Source organism: Cohnella soli, assembly GCF_042655525.1.
Lineage (GTDB): Bacteria > Bacillota > Bacilli > Paenibacillales > Paenibacillaceae > Cohnella > Cohnella soli.
On the sequence record NZ_JBHSMI010000062.1, the window covers coordinates 16,483 to 29,221 of the forward strand.

17 protein-coding genes are annotated in these 12,739 nt (G+C 55.1%); 16 read left to right on the forward strand and 1 reads right to left on the reverse strand.

Annotated features, from left to right (window positions below):
* The first annotated feature begins 186 nt into the window (after window positions 1-186).
* The 13 genes from ACFPOF_RS28865 (at window position 187) to ACFPOF_RS28925 (ending at window position 10,740) form a co-directional block, all read left to right on the forward strand.
* Window positions 187-1,344: a ubiquitin-like domain-containing protein gene (locus ACFPOF_RS28865; protein WP_378138850.1), complete on the forward strand. Its 1,158-nt coding sequence runs from the start codon at window positions 187-189 to the stop codon at window positions 1,342-1,344.
* 152 nt (window positions 1,345-1,496) lie between these two features.
* Complete coding sequence (gene rnmV / locus ACFPOF_RS28870) at window positions 1,497-2,063, forward strand: ribonuclease M5 (RefSeq protein ID WP_378138851.1); 567 nt, start codon at window positions 1,497-1,499, stop codon at window positions 2,061-2,063.
* A gap of 6 nt (window positions 2,064-2,069) precedes the next feature.
* The gene (rsmA, locus tag ACFPOF_RS28875; protein ID WP_378138852.1) at window positions 2,070-2,987 is read left to right on the forward strand and encodes a 16S rRNA (adenine(1518)-N(6)/adenine(1519)-N(6))-dimethyltransferase RsmA; all 918 of its coding nucleotides are present in this window, start codon (window positions 2,070-2,072) and stop codon (window positions 2,985-2,987) included.
* 101 nt (window positions 2,988-3,088) lie between these two features.
* Complete coding sequence (gene yabG, locus ACFPOF_RS28880) at window positions 3,089-3,967, forward strand: sporulation peptidase YabG (protein WP_378138853.1); 879 nt, start codon at window positions 3,089-3,091, stop codon at window positions 3,965-3,967.
* Window positions 3,968-4,116: 149 nt separating this feature from the next.
* Entirely contained in the window at window positions 4,117-4,383 is a 267-nt protein-coding gene (veg, locus tag ACFPOF_RS28885) for a biofilm formation stimulator Veg (protein ID WP_378138854.1), read from the forward strand.
* Window positions 4,384-4,532: 149 nt separating this feature from the next.
* Window positions 4,533-4,715: a small, acid-soluble spore protein, alpha/beta type gene (locus ACFPOF_RS28890; protein ID WP_378138855.1), complete on the forward strand. Its 183-nt coding sequence runs from the start codon at window positions 4,533-4,535 to the stop codon at window positions 4,713-4,715.
* 188 nt (window positions 4,716-4,903) lie between these two features.
* A complete protein-coding gene (gene ispE, locus ACFPOF_RS28895) occupies window positions 4,904-5,767 on the forward strand; it encodes a 4-(cytidine 5'-diphospho)-2-C-methyl-D-erythritol kinase (RefSeq protein ID WP_378138856.1) in 864 nt (287 codons plus the stop codon).
* A 91-nt stretch (window positions 5,768-5,858) separates the two neighbouring features.
* A complete protein-coding gene (gene purR / locus ACFPOF_RS28900; protein ID WP_378138857.1) occupies window positions 5,859-6,680 on the forward strand; it encodes a pur operon repressor in 822 nt (273 codons plus the stop codon).
* 25 nt (window positions 6,681-6,705) lie between these two features.
* A complete protein-coding gene (locus ACFPOF_RS28905; protein ID WP_378138858.1) occupies window positions 6,706-7,110 on the forward strand; it encodes a RidA family protein in 405 nt (134 codons plus the stop codon).
* Between the two features lie 109 nt (window positions 7,111-7,219).
* Window positions 7,220-7,504: a septation regulator SpoVG gene (gene spoVG, locus ACFPOF_RS28910; RefSeq protein ID WP_115995948.1), complete on the forward strand. Its 285-nt coding sequence runs from the start codon at window positions 7,220-7,222 to the stop codon at window positions 7,502-7,504.
* Between the two features lie 113 nt (window positions 7,505-7,617).
* Window positions 7,618-9,021: a bifunctional UDP-N-acetylglucosamine diphosphorylase/glucosamine-1-phosphate N-acetyltransferase GlmU gene (gene glmU / locus ACFPOF_RS28915; protein WP_378138859.1), complete on the forward strand. Its 1,404-nt coding sequence runs from the start codon at window positions 7,618-7,620 to the stop codon at window positions 9,019-9,021.
* A 20-nt stretch (window positions 9,022-9,041) separates the two neighbouring features.
* Entirely contained in the window at window positions 9,042-9,998 is a 957-nt protein-coding gene (locus ACFPOF_RS28920) for a ribose-phosphate diphosphokinase (protein WP_378139016.1), read from the forward strand.
* A gap of 97 nt (window positions 9,999-10,095) precedes the next feature.
* Complete coding sequence (locus tag ACFPOF_RS28925; RefSeq protein WP_378138860.1) at window positions 10,096-10,740, forward strand: 50S ribosomal protein L25; 645 nt, start codon at window positions 10,096-10,098, stop codon at window positions 10,738-10,740.
* A gap of 70 nt (window positions 10,741-10,810) precedes the next feature.
* Here ACFPOF_RS28925 and ACFPOF_RS28930 read toward each other — a convergent pair whose 3' ends face one another.
* Window positions 10,811-11,005, reverse strand: coding sequence for a hypothetical protein (locus ACFPOF_RS28930; RefSeq protein WP_378139018.1), 195 nt, complete (start codon window positions 11,003-11,005; stop codon window positions 10,811-10,813).
* Window positions 11,006-11,179: 174 nt separating this feature from the next.
* Between ACFPOF_RS28930 and pth the strand changes: the two genes are divergently transcribed.
* The 3 genes from pth (at window position 11,180) to ACFPOF_RS28945 (ending at window position 12,421) form a co-directional block, all read left to right on the forward strand.
* On the forward strand, window positions 11,180-11,746 hold the full coding sequence (gene pth / locus ACFPOF_RS28935; protein ID WP_378138861.1) for an aminoacyl-tRNA hydrolase: 567 nt from the start codon (window positions 11,180-11,182) through the stop codon (window positions 11,744-11,746).
* A 107-nt stretch (window positions 11,747-11,853) separates the two neighbouring features.
* Window positions 11,854-12,084 carry an anti-sigma-F factor Fin gene (locus ACFPOF_RS28940; protein ID WP_378138862.1) on the forward strand — a complete coding sequence of 77 codons (231 nt, stop codon included), beginning with the start codon at window positions 11,854-11,856 and terminating at the stop codon, window positions 12,082-12,084.
* A gap of 169 nt (window positions 12,085-12,253) precedes the next feature.
* Window positions 12,254-12,421 carry a hypothetical protein gene (locus tag ACFPOF_RS28945; protein ID WP_378138863.1) on the forward strand — a complete coding sequence of 56 codons (168 nt, stop codon included), beginning with the start codon at window positions 12,254-12,256 and terminating at the stop codon, window positions 12,419-12,421.
* The last annotated feature ends 318 nt before the right edge of the window (window positions 12,422-12,739 follow it).

Genomic DNA, 12,739 nt, shown 5'->3' on the forward strand with positions numbered 1-12,739 from the left:
CATACGCCCAGGGGTATGAACTCAAAGTTGAGAAGCACGACTGGACGAGGCGGCGTGAAATTTCGGGAGCCCCTACAAACAGATATGAGGGCGATCACCGAAGCGTCGTTAACATTATGGATTAGTCGCGTCTGACAAGTATCATGCATCACAGTCGACGGCGGGGCTATGAGGGGGAACGAGAAAATGGGCAGTATTCCTGTTGAGGAAACCCATGATCCACGACCGACCGGCAAGCTTATCGCACTGCGATGGAAGCATGAGCATTTGCGCGTAGCCATTTTGGGCGCAATTCTCGTTTTTGCCATCACGATGATGTTCATGTCGCTTTTGCAAAAGGCGGCCACCAAGAACATCACGATTATTGATAACGGAGTCGCCTCCGTTATTGCCACCCAGACCAACAGCGTCGAAGAACTGCTCGCGGAACGCAACATTCACGTCGGTCCTTACGACACCCTGTCAGGACAATTGACCGACAAGCTGGACGAAGGAAGCCGGATCGTCATTGATCGGGCGGTAAGCATAACGGTTAAGGCAGACGGTAAGGAGCAACGGGTTCATACGACCGCCGATACAGTAAGCGAGGCGCTCGGCACATTGAATCTCGGCATCGCGGGAGAGGATCGCGTTACTCCGGCGATCGGTACGTCGCTAGCCGAAGGAATGACCGTCTCGGTCGTCCGGGTGCGCAAGGAAATGACCGAAACGAAACTTCCGATTGCGTTTAAAGTCTTGGAACAGAAGAACGCCGATCTGGAAGTTGGCAAAACGAAAGTCATTAAGCAAGGCAAAGCGGGTGTTGTCGTCTACAAGACGGAACGCGTCTATGAGGACGGCAAACTCGTCAGCCAGGAAATGGTCGAGAAAGTCATTGCGCAACCGGCTGTACAGAAGGTTGTTGCTATCGGCACGAAGAAGAAGGCGGAAGTGGCGACGGCTTCCTTCATGGGAAGACCTCGAGCCGGCGAAGTCCAATTCGTCAGCTTGAACGGGAAGCAGGTTAAAATCCGCCGTCTGCTGACGAACGTGACGCTTACTGCGTATTCCGCGGGTTTCTCGTCGACAGGCAAGAAAAAAGGCGATTCCGACTACGGCGTCACTGCCTCGGGAGCGGTCGTCCAGGAAGGTCGCACGATTGCGGTCGATCCGCGCGTCATTCCGATCGGTTGGTGGGTATACATCGAAGGGATCGGCTTCCGCAGAGCGGAAGATACCGGCGGGGCGATCAAGGGCAAGAAAATCGACGTCTACTACGAGAGCGAATCCCACGTCGATAAGTTCGGCACGAAGCGCGGGTTCAAGGTATACGTCATCGGCCCGGTCAAACCGTCTGCGGATTGATCGACGCCTTATATGCGAGTTCAGGAATCGGGGAGAGGCCTATGCGGCTTCTTCCCGATTCTTTTGCCATGGAAGCAAAGGTGCGCACTTGATGTATCGGTCAAGTTCATATACGCTTGTAACCATAAGATTACGGCAAAGGCGGTAACAGGTTGAACATCCGGGAAGTCATCGTTGTCGAAGGCAAGGACGATACGACCGCCGTGCAGCGGGCGGTCGGCGCGGATACGATCGAGACGGGCGGTTCGGCGATCGATGAAAGCGTCCTGCGGCGCATCGAACTGGCACAAGCCCGCAGAGGGGTTATCGTGCTGACCGACCCCGACTCGCCGGGAGAGCGTATACGCAAAAGGGTGTCGGAGCGGGTGCCCGGCTGCAAGCACGCGTTCTTGACGAAGGACGAAGCAAGAAGCCGCCGGGGCATCGGCGTCGAACATGCGACAGACGATGCCATCCGCAGGGCGCTGGCGAGCGTCAGAGATCCGGAAGCGGCTGCGGGCAGCGAGACCGTTATGGCAGATGGGCTGGAGTGGAGCGATCTGCTCGATGCGGGGCTGATCGTGCACGCTTCGTCGGCCAGAAGAAGGGAACGGATGGGCGAACTGCTTGGCATCGGTTACGCGAACGGCAAACAATTTTTCAAGAGATGCCGCATGTTTCGGATTACGCGGACGGAGTTTCTGGCCGCACTCGAACAGGTAGAGCGGGAAGGGCGATAGAGGAGCATGAAAGAAACGAAAGAGCAGGGCGCACACAAAGTTCAGGCGGAGAAGGCAATCGCGACATCGGGGCGCACGCGGGACATTATTCGCAAACACGGCTTTACGTTCAAGAAAAGCCTCGGTCAGAACTTCTTGATCAACGGGCACGTGCTGGACAAGATCATCGAAGCGGCGGATCTGGACGAGACGAAGGGCGCGCTCGAAGTCGGTCCCGGCATCGGTTCGTTGACGGAGAGACTCGCCAAGACAGCTGGCAAAGTGACGGCGGTCGAGATCGACCGGAGGCTCCTTCCGATTCTGGAAGATGTATTGTCCCCCTATGGCAACGTCAGCGTCGTGCATGGGGACGTGCTAAAGACAGACTTGCGCGCGCTGTGGGAAGAGAAGTTCGCAGGTTTGTCCGGCGTTAGCGTGGTCGCCAACTTGCCTTATTACGTCACGACGCCTATTATCATGAAGCTGCTGGAGGACAGGCTGCCGCTAGAGAACATCGTTGTGATGGTGCAGAAGGAAGTGGCGGTACGTATGGCGGCAAAACCGGGCGGTAAGGATTACGGCAGCTTAACCGTCGCGGTCCAGTATTATTGCGAGCCCGAGGTCGTCTGCGTCGTGCCTGGCAGTTCTTTCATCCCGGAGCCGAACGTTGAATCCGCCGTCATTCGGCTGAAGCGGCGCCCGGCGCCCGCAGTCGATGTGCGCGACGAGGATAGCTTCTTCCGCGTCGTGCAAGCTGCGTTCGCGCAGCGGCGCAAGACGCTTGCGAACAACTTGACGGCATTCTCCGGCAAAGACCGCAAAGGCGAGCTAGCCGAGCTGCTGACGGCAGTCGGCGTGCAGCCGGAGCGTAGGGCCGAGACGCTTAGCCTGGAGGAATTCGCGGCGGTGTACGAGGCACTGGAGAAAGCCGGCATGTCGAACTAGAACTAAGCAGCGGCTAGGAATGGCGGATGACGATCGGATTACGTCCGGACGCGCACAGGCGGACGCCCTCCACCATAGGATAGACGAAGAGGTGATTGCCCATGAAGCAGGGGGATCTAGTTATTCGCAAATCCTATGGCGGGGACGTTTTGTTCCGGGTTGCGGCTTTCGTCGCCGAGCAGGCCGTCCTTAGAGGGATGGATTATCGGTTGCTGGCCGACGCTCCCGTGAATGATCTTCAAACGGTACGGAATCCGGACGAGCTCGGTGGGACGCGCCAGGCGCGCATCCACGCGAACGAGTCTTTGCGCAGAATGAACGAGGAACGAAGTCGCCAGACGGGCAGGGTGGGTTTCTCGACAGTGCTGGACGACCGCCGGCAGCCGTTCTTCGAGATGCCGGGCAAAGTGCTTCATCTGGACGGAGACGCCAATTACTTAAAGAAAAGTATGCAGGTGTACGGCCAGCTTCGCGTTCCCGCGGAGGGGATGCACTGCCACGAATCGCAGATGCCGCAAGTGCTTCAGCAGATGCTGTATCAATTCCATCCGGACATCGTCGTTATTACGGGCCATGATGGGGTGCTGAAGCAGCGTGAGGACTTGCAGCAGCTCAGCAGCTACAAGAATTCGCTGAATTTCGTTCGGGCCGTTCAGGTCGCCAGAGAGTACGAACGGAATCGAGACTCCCTTGTCATCGTCGCCGGCGCCTGCCAATCCCATTTCGAGGCGCTGTTGTCCGCAGGGGCCAACTTTGCAAGCTCGCCGGGAAGAATTATGATCCATGCGCTGGATCCTGTCTACGTGGCCGTCAGGGCGGCGTTCACGCCCTTCAGGGACACGGTGAACATCGCCGACGTCATCGCCCACACGATCAGCGGACGTCAAGGCATGGGCGGCATCGAAACCATGGGACGATATCGGATCGGAGTGCCGAATTTGAAAACAACGGCAACTGAGCAAAATGTGAACATTGTGTGACAAATCGCGAGCTTGTTTCGGAAAAACCTCGTATCCTCAAGGAAAATGACCGTTGACACGAAAATGGCATCGTTGATATAATATTCTCTTTGTTTGACACCTCCCCTGATTTTAGATATAATTTACAGGGAAAGAGGTGGTAGTGGATCATGGCTAAAAATGCGCTTCTCGAGATCAAGCGAAGCCTGGAGCCGCACGTCGGTTCCAAAATCATGCTCCGCGCCAACGGTGGCCGTCGTAAGACCATCGAACGCACGGGCGTGTTGGAAGAAATCTACCCATCGGTTTTCATCGTAAAGCTGGACGAGGAACAGAACGCTTTTAAGCGGGTATCGTACAGCTACGCGGATATTTTGACGGAATCCGTGGAAGTCATGTTGTGCAATGACGAGGGACAGGTACGAATCAATTATTGATCGCACCTGCGCGGTTTAATGTACGGGCAGCCGGCGCGCCAATCGGGCGCGGGGCTGCCCGTTTTGCATGTGCGGACGTCCCCGGGGCATCCTAACGGGTAGGCGCCGTACGTCGGCGCCAAGCATGCGGGCCAGGAGGCGAACGGTCGATGAGCCGAAGAAGAAGCGTAATGTCCGAACAGCTGAAGACAGAGCTGGCCAAAGATTTGGGGTTCTACGGCAAAGTGCAGCAAGAAGGCTGGGGCGGCATTACAACCAAAGATGCGGGCAATATGGTGAAGCGGGCGATCCAGATGGCCGAGCAAGCGGCGGCCAAGTCGCAGCAGCCGTAACGGCAGTCGGTCGGTATCGTGTGAAGAGGGCGACATTCCGCAGGGCGGGATTCGGCCTCTTTTTCGCATTTCGGATTTCACTTTGTTATAATTATTTAATGATTTTTGCATGACGAAACAAAAGCGGATCGGAACGGATCAAACCGGTATTCATTAAGCTTGAACGGTTTTTTACATAGGAGCGGTGGATGGAAATGACGAAAATCTACGAGAAAGCCCCGGCCAAGATCAACCTGCTGCTAGATGTGCTGCGGAAGCGGGAAGACGGGTTCCATGAAGTTGAAATGATTATGACGATGGTCGACGTGGCCGATCGTCTGGAGATGGAAGAGCTTCCCCGCGACCAGATTGTGCTCACAAGCCAAGTCGGATTCATTCCTCTGGACGAGAAAAACTTGGCATTTCAGGCGGCGAGGCTGCTGAAGGAACGTTACGGGGTTACGCGAGGCGTCTATATGCATCTCGACAAACAAATTCCGGTCGCGGCGGGGCTTGCCGGCGGCAGCAGCGACGCGGCTGCTGCACTGCGCGGACTAAATCGTCTGTGGGATTTGCAATTGCCATTGTCCGAGCTGGAGGCGCTCGGTGCGGAACTCGGTTCCGATGTGCCGTTCTGCATTCGCGGCGGTACGGCGCTGGCGACTGGCAGGGGAGAACGTCTCGAAAGCTTGCAGGCGCCTCCGCAATGTTGGGTCATACTCGCTAAGCCGCCGATTAACGTATCGACTGCGGACGTGTACGGCAAGTTCCGCGTCAACGACTTAAAGTCCCATCCATCGATTCCGGACATGCTCAGCGCAATCTCGCGCCAATCGTTCCCCGACATGTGTGCGGCACTCGGCAACGTGCTGGAGTCTGTGACTCTTCACCGCTACCCGGAAGTTAAGCAGATCAAGGATTGCATGGTGAGAGCGGGGGCTGACGGCGTGCTCATGTCGGGCAGCGGGCCGACCGTATTCGGACTCGTCTCCAAGGAAATTAAAGTCGCACGCGTTTATAACGCTTTAAGAGGCTTCTGCAAAGAAGTATTTGTGGCAAGAATGCTTACATAATGGAGACATTTGGTCGGTTTATGTTGAAGAAAAACGGATGATAATGTTATGATACGTTTACAATATTCGGATTTGGACGGGAGAGGAGCACGTGAAAAAATTGAAACGAAGCGCCAGGCTCGTTGAAATGACGCAGTACTTATTGGCCCGTCCTCATACGTTAATTTCTCTTACAGCTTTCGCTGAGCGTTACCAGTCGGCGAAGTCCTCGATCAGCGAGGATTTGGCGATTATCAAGGAAGTGTTCGAGGACGAGGGGATAGGCGAATTGACCACGCTTGCGGGTGCTGCCGGCGGCGTAAGGTTCGTGCCGAAGTGCCGCAAAGATTTGGCGCTCGAGAAGATCGTAACGATCTGCCGGGAGCTTGAACAGCCTGACCGGCTGCTACCGGGCGGCTATTTGTATATGACGGATTTACTCGGCCAGCCTGCGCTTATGCAGGAAGTCGGCCGGATGTTCGCGTCCGTATTCGCCGATCGGAACATCGACGTGATTATGACGGTGGAGACGAAGGGCATCCCCCTCGCCCATGCGACAGCGCAATATTTGAACTTGCCCGTCGTTATCGTTCGGCGGGATCATAAGGTGACGGAAGGCTCGGCGGTCAGCATCAATTATGTGTCGGGCTCGACGAAGCGCATCCAGACGATGTCGCTCGCCCGCCGCGCGCTAAAGGAAGAGTCGCGTGTGCTGATAATCGACGACTTCATGAAAGCCGGCGGTACGATTCAAGGGATGGTTGATTTGCTTCACGAGTTCCGTGCGGTTGTCGCCGGAGTCGGCGTGTTCGTCGAATCGGGCGAAGTCGAGAACGAGGAACGACTGCTGCACGATTATGTGTCTCTTGCACGTCTGACTGAAGTGGATTTGAAGACGAGACAAATTAAGGTACAGCCAGGGAACTTTTTCTAACTTACTCACACAGGAGGGCTTAAGAATGACGTCCAAACTGAAGATCGTGTCTACGCCGGAAGCGCCAGCTGCTATCGGCCCTTATGCGCAAGCGGTGCTCGTCGGCAATATGTTGTATACATCGGGTCAAATTCCGCTTACTTCTTCGGGAGAGCTGGTCGTCGGCACGATCCAGGAGCAGACACACCAAGTGCTCACCAACTTGAAAGCGGTGCTGGCAGCGGAAGGTGCAGAACTGCGCGATGTCGTGAAGACGACGGTGTTTTTGAAGGACATGAACCAGTTCGCAGACTTTAATTCGGTGTACGCTTCTTACTTTGGAAGCCACACGCCAGCCCGCTCAACCGTAGAAGTGGCAAGGCTTCCGAAAGATGTGCTTGTCGAAATCGAACTGATTGCGGCGATATCTGTCGAAACTGTCAGGAATTAAAAATTTATTTCAATTTTAACAATGCTTTTACCATATTTAAGAAGGAATTGGCTCATCTGCGTGGAATATTACACCAAGTCTTTCTGAGGGACAAAGGTGGTGAACACAGGTGCAGATTACAGACGTGAGACTCCGCCGCGTCAATTCGGAGGGGCGTATGAAGGCGATTGCTTCCATCACGATCGACAATGAATTCGTCGTACACGATATTCGGGTCATCGATGGCAACAATGGCATGTTCGTCGCTATGCCGAGCAAACGGACTCCGGACGGAGAATTTCGGGACATCGCTCATCCGATTTCTTCGGGGACGCGCGAGAAGATCCAAGCGGCCGTTCTGGCGGAATACGAACGTGCAGCGCAAGAAGAAGAAGTTATGGTCGAAGGGGCATAATAATGTACAATCGAGAAGAGAGCCGGACAGGCTCTCTTTTCAATTGTAAGAGAATAAGCTATGATTCTGATGAAGTGGGGGGAAGAAAGCAAACCGAAAGGAGTTTATTCATCATGACGAAGAAAATGGCGATCGTGCTTGCCGCAGGACAGGGCAAGCGCATGAAATCGAAGTTATATAAAGTATTGCATCCCGTATGCGGCAAACCGATGGTTGAGCATGTGCTGGACGCGGTGCGGGGGGCTGACATTCAGCGTTCCGTCGTCATCGTCGGTCACGGCGCAGAAGCGGTGAAGGAGAAAGTCGGCGGAGGGGCGGTCGAATTCGCGTTGCAGGAACAGCAACTTGGAACAGGACACGCAGTCCTGCAAGCTAAGGCGCTTATCGGCGACGAGGACGGTGTTACAGTTGTCATCTGTGGTGATACGCCTCTGGTTAGAACGGAGACGATCGAAGCGATGTTGACGGCTCACGTCTCTCAGGGAGCGGCTGCGACGGTGCTGACTGCCGAACTGGATGAGCCTGCCGGATACGGACGGATCGTGCGCGGAACGGACGGCGCTGTGTTAAAGATCGTTGAGCACAAGGATTGTTCTGTGGATGAAGTGAAGATTCGCGAGATTAATACGGGGACCTATTGTTTCGATAACCGGAAGATGTTCGACGCGCTATCCCGGGTGACGAATGCGAACGCGCAAGGCGAATATTATTTGCCTGACGTTATCGGCATCTTGAAAGGTGACGGCGAGAAAATCGTTGCGCACATCGCGGCCGATCCGGCGGAATCAATCGGTGTGAACGATCGCATCGCTCTTGGTGAAGCGGAACGACTCATGCGGCTGCGGATTAACGCTGGGCACCAGATGAACGGCGTGACTTTGATCGATGCGGAGAATACGTATATTGAAGCGGGAGTGTCGATCGGCTCCGATACGGTCATCTACCCGGGAGCTGTGCTGAAAGGACGGACGGAGATCGGTTCTGATTGCCTGATCGGGCCGCAGTCGGAATTGACCGACACGATCGTCGGCAATGGCGTGACGATTCGTCAGTCGATTGCGGAAGGAGCCGTTATCGGCGATGACAGTACAGTCGGTCCGTTCGCGTATTTGCGTCCGGGCGCGAAGCTTGGGCAGAACGTGAAAGTCGGCGATTTCGTAGAGATTAAGAATGCGACAATCGGAAATCATAGCAAGGTGCCTCATCTGAGCTATATCGGAGACGCGGTTGTCGGCTCCAAAGTCAACATCGGCTGCGGAGCGATTACGGCCAATTACGACGGGCATAATAAATCGAAGACGGTCATCGGAGACGACGCGTTCATCGGCAGCAATGCCAACCTGATCGCGCCGGTTAAGATCGGAGACGGCGCTTACGTCGTCGCCGGCTCTACCATTACGCACGACGTTCCGGACAACGATCTGGCGATCGCCCGCGAGCGTCAAGTCAACAAGCCAGGCTATGCGGAGAAGTTCCGGGCGCGCGCGCGCGCCAAAAAGGAAAGAGAAACCGAATAACAAAGGCGGTTACGATGGCGATGGCCTATTCGGATCCAACATTAAAGCTATTCTCGTGCAGTTCCAACCCTGCTCTCGCGAAGGCGATCGCAGGGAATATCGGAGTCGAGCTTGGCAACGTGGCTATGAAAAGGTTCAGCGACGGGGAAATTCATGTCCAGCTAGATGATAGCGTTCGGGGCGACGACGTATACGTCATTCAGTCGACAAGCGCGCCGGTAAACGATCACCTGATCGAACTGCTTGTCATGGTTGATGCGCTGAAGCGGGCCTCCGCGGCGACAATTAACGTCGTTGTCCCCTATTACGGTTATGCGCGTCAAGATCGGAAAGCGAGATCGCGTGATCCGATTACGGCGAAGTTGGTCGCAAACCTGATTGAGACTGCGGGAGCGCATCGGGTCATCGCGATGGACCTGCATGCGATGCAGATCCAGGGCTTCTTCGACATCCCGGTCGATCATCTGCTTGGCGTTCCGATTCTGGGGGATTATTTTCACGGGAAAAACCTCCTGTCCCCCGTCGTTGTTTCTCCGGACCACGGAGGCGTCGTTCGTGCCAGAAGATTGGCGGATACGCTGCAAGCCCCGCTTGCGATCATCGACAAGCGCAGGCCGGAACCCGGCGTTGTCGAAGTGATGAACATCATCGGCGATGTTTCGGGCAGGACGGCGATTCTGATCGACGACATTATTGACACGGCCGGTACGATCTGCCTTGCCGCCAATGCGCTCAAAGAAGCCGGAGCTCGCGATATTTACGCTTGCTGTACGCATCCCGTCTTGTCCGGCCCGGCTATTTCCCGGTTGGAGGAGTCGCCGATCGTGGAGATCGTCGTCACGGATACGATTCCGCTTAAGGATCCGAACTGTACATCGAAGATGCAGGTGTTGTCCGTCGCACCGCTTATCGCCGAAGCCATCGTGCGCATACACGAGAAACAATCGATTAGCAAGCTGTTCGAACCGCACGCTTGAGGATGCTCGTCGTTTGTCTTTCGTCGCCAATTCCTATGTTTAATCCCCACCTTCCTAGGGCAAAACAAGATCAAGCTTAACCGAGGAGGTAGTGGAGATGACGGCGACTTTGCAAGCGCAAGCTAGAAATGCGACCACAAAGGGCGAGCTACGGCGCATTCGCGACGCGGGGAAAATACCCGGGGTCGTCTACGGGAAAGGGCTGGCATCGCCGGCTGCGATCGAGATAGATGCCAAAGAGCTTGCGAATGTGTTGAGCGGCCACTCTCATGCAGTGTTGGAGATGGACGTGCCGGGGGCAGGCGTTCAGCCCGTCATGTTATCGGACTTGCAACGAGATCCGATCTCGCGCAAAGTGCTGCACATTGATTTCCATCGCATCGATATGAACGAGAAGGTATCGACGGTCGCCCGTGTGGACGTCTTTGGCGTCTCCCCCGGAGAGAAAGAAGGCGGCATGCTGCAACTCATCCTCCACGAAGTGGAGATCGAGTGTTATCCGAAGGACATTCCGGACGTCATCCGAATCGATGTCGGTACGCTGGAGATGGGCGATCACCTGACGGTTGCCGATCTGCAGCTTCCCGCGGGCGTCGAAGCGACACAGGACCCGGAAACGGTCGTCATCGCGGTGCTGGCTCCTCAAAAGGAACGCACGGAGGATGAACTGGAAGCGATGGCGGATGAGGCGGAGGAAGACCGCAAGCATTCGGAAGCCGCGCAAGCGGTGGATAAGGGCTGAACATAAAAGAGGGCCGCGCTGTTATGGCGCGGCCCTTCTCGTAGGCGTCTACATCGCTCTCGCTTAAAGCTTAATAACCTGGCCGGGAGACGAAGGTAAATTGCTTGCGGTTGTAGAAAATATTGTTGACCTGAACAAATTCTTTGCCATAATATTCGATGAACCCGATGTCGCTATGGCGTCTGCCGCAATAAATTTGCACGGGCACTTCTAAACACATATGATCTAAGAAGTGTTGATCTTCGTAGATCATTTGGCCGTTCATGTACACGTCAATTCACCCCCCTTTCTCTGTGGATGTAGTCTGCGAATTGTATGTGTACTCATTAGGACACAGAATCGACGGCAATCGTTGCACCTCTTTCGCTAAAATTTTCGGAAATCCGGGAAAACCCGAATCCAGACACTTAACAAGATATATTGAAGGATGTGGAAAGTTATGCGTTGGATCGTCGGATTGGGGAATCCCGGCGCCAATTATGCCCGAACCCGCCATAACGCGGGTTTCATGGTCATCGATGAGTTGGCTCGCCGGTGGGGCGCTGAAGTCGGCACGAACAAATGCAAGGCGTTAGTCGGCGAGGCTCGCGTCGGCCAGGAGAAGGTTGCATTGATCAAACCAATGACGTATATGAATTTATCCGGAGAGTCGCTTCGCGCGTTCATGGACTATTACAAGACGACCATCGACGATCTTATCGTCGTGTATGACGACCTCGATACCGAGACGGGACGCATTCGGCTTCGCTACCAAGGAAGTCCGGGCGGCCATAACGGCATTAAATCGATTATTCAGCATCTCGGAACGCAGACATTTAACAGAGTACGAGTCGGCATTTCTAGGCCGGAGCCGGGCATCGTTATTTCCGACTACGTGCTGTCATCCTTCCCTAAGAAGGAGCAAGAATCGCTGCGACAATCGATCGAGGAAGCATGCGACGCGATAGAGTATGCGCTGCAGCACTCGTTCGAGCAGACGATGGCCAAGTTCAACGCCAAAGCGTAAGAGCGGATGGTATGGGGCGTGCGGATCGGCATGAACTTGTCGGATTCGGGGAATACTGGAGGAAGAAGCGGCTATTGCCGCATATCCGAACTCCAGGAGGCATACATATGGCTGTAAACTACGTCTGCAGGCATTGCAACATGTCCCTCGGGCGGTTCGAGAGCGCCGAAGTTGCGGAATACCGGCTCGGTTTGCAATTCTTGACCCCCGAAGAGCGAAAGCGTATAATAGCGTATAATTCCAACGGGGACGTGACTGTACGGGTCATTTGCGAATATTGCAGCCAGACGTTGGACGCTCATCCGGAGCTTGCTCTGTTGTCCAATCCGCTGCAGTAATCGCCGGTTCTCGCGTGTCAGTTATCGTTAAGGAGTCCTTGGCTTGTGCCGGGGCTTTTTTCTTGACGGTTTTCGGTATGTCGAAGATTATTTCGACTATTGTACCGGCTGCGTTGTGTGTTTGGCGGCCGCATGGTAGGCGTCGTTGCGAGAAAGCGATTGTTGAAAGGTGCAGATTCGGCGGAATAGGCCGGTAAAACCGGCTTACAGCGTGCTGACGGTGCAGATTCGGCGAAATAAGCCGGCGAAACCGGCTTACAGCGTGCTGACGGTGCAGATTAAGCGGAATAGGCCGGTAAAACCGGCTTACAGCGTGCTGAAGGTGCTGAATCGGTGAAATAAGCCGGCGAAACCGGCTTACAGGCTGCTGACGGTGCAGATTCGGCGGAATAGGCCGGTAAAACCGGCTTACAGCGTGCTGAAGGTGCAGATTCGGCGAAATAAGTCGGTAAAACCGGCTTACAGCGTCTTGCCACCACCTATGTGACGGTTGGACGGAGCCGCCCGCGTCGCTCCGCCATTTTCGCAAGCAGTTGCCCAGTGCCGAGGAAGTTTTATTTTCGAAGATGCAAAAAGTGAATCGGTTGCGCCATAGACGTCATGCCGCCGTCCATCGGACGACGGCGTCCTGTCGTTGGCGCGTCGGCCGAACGAG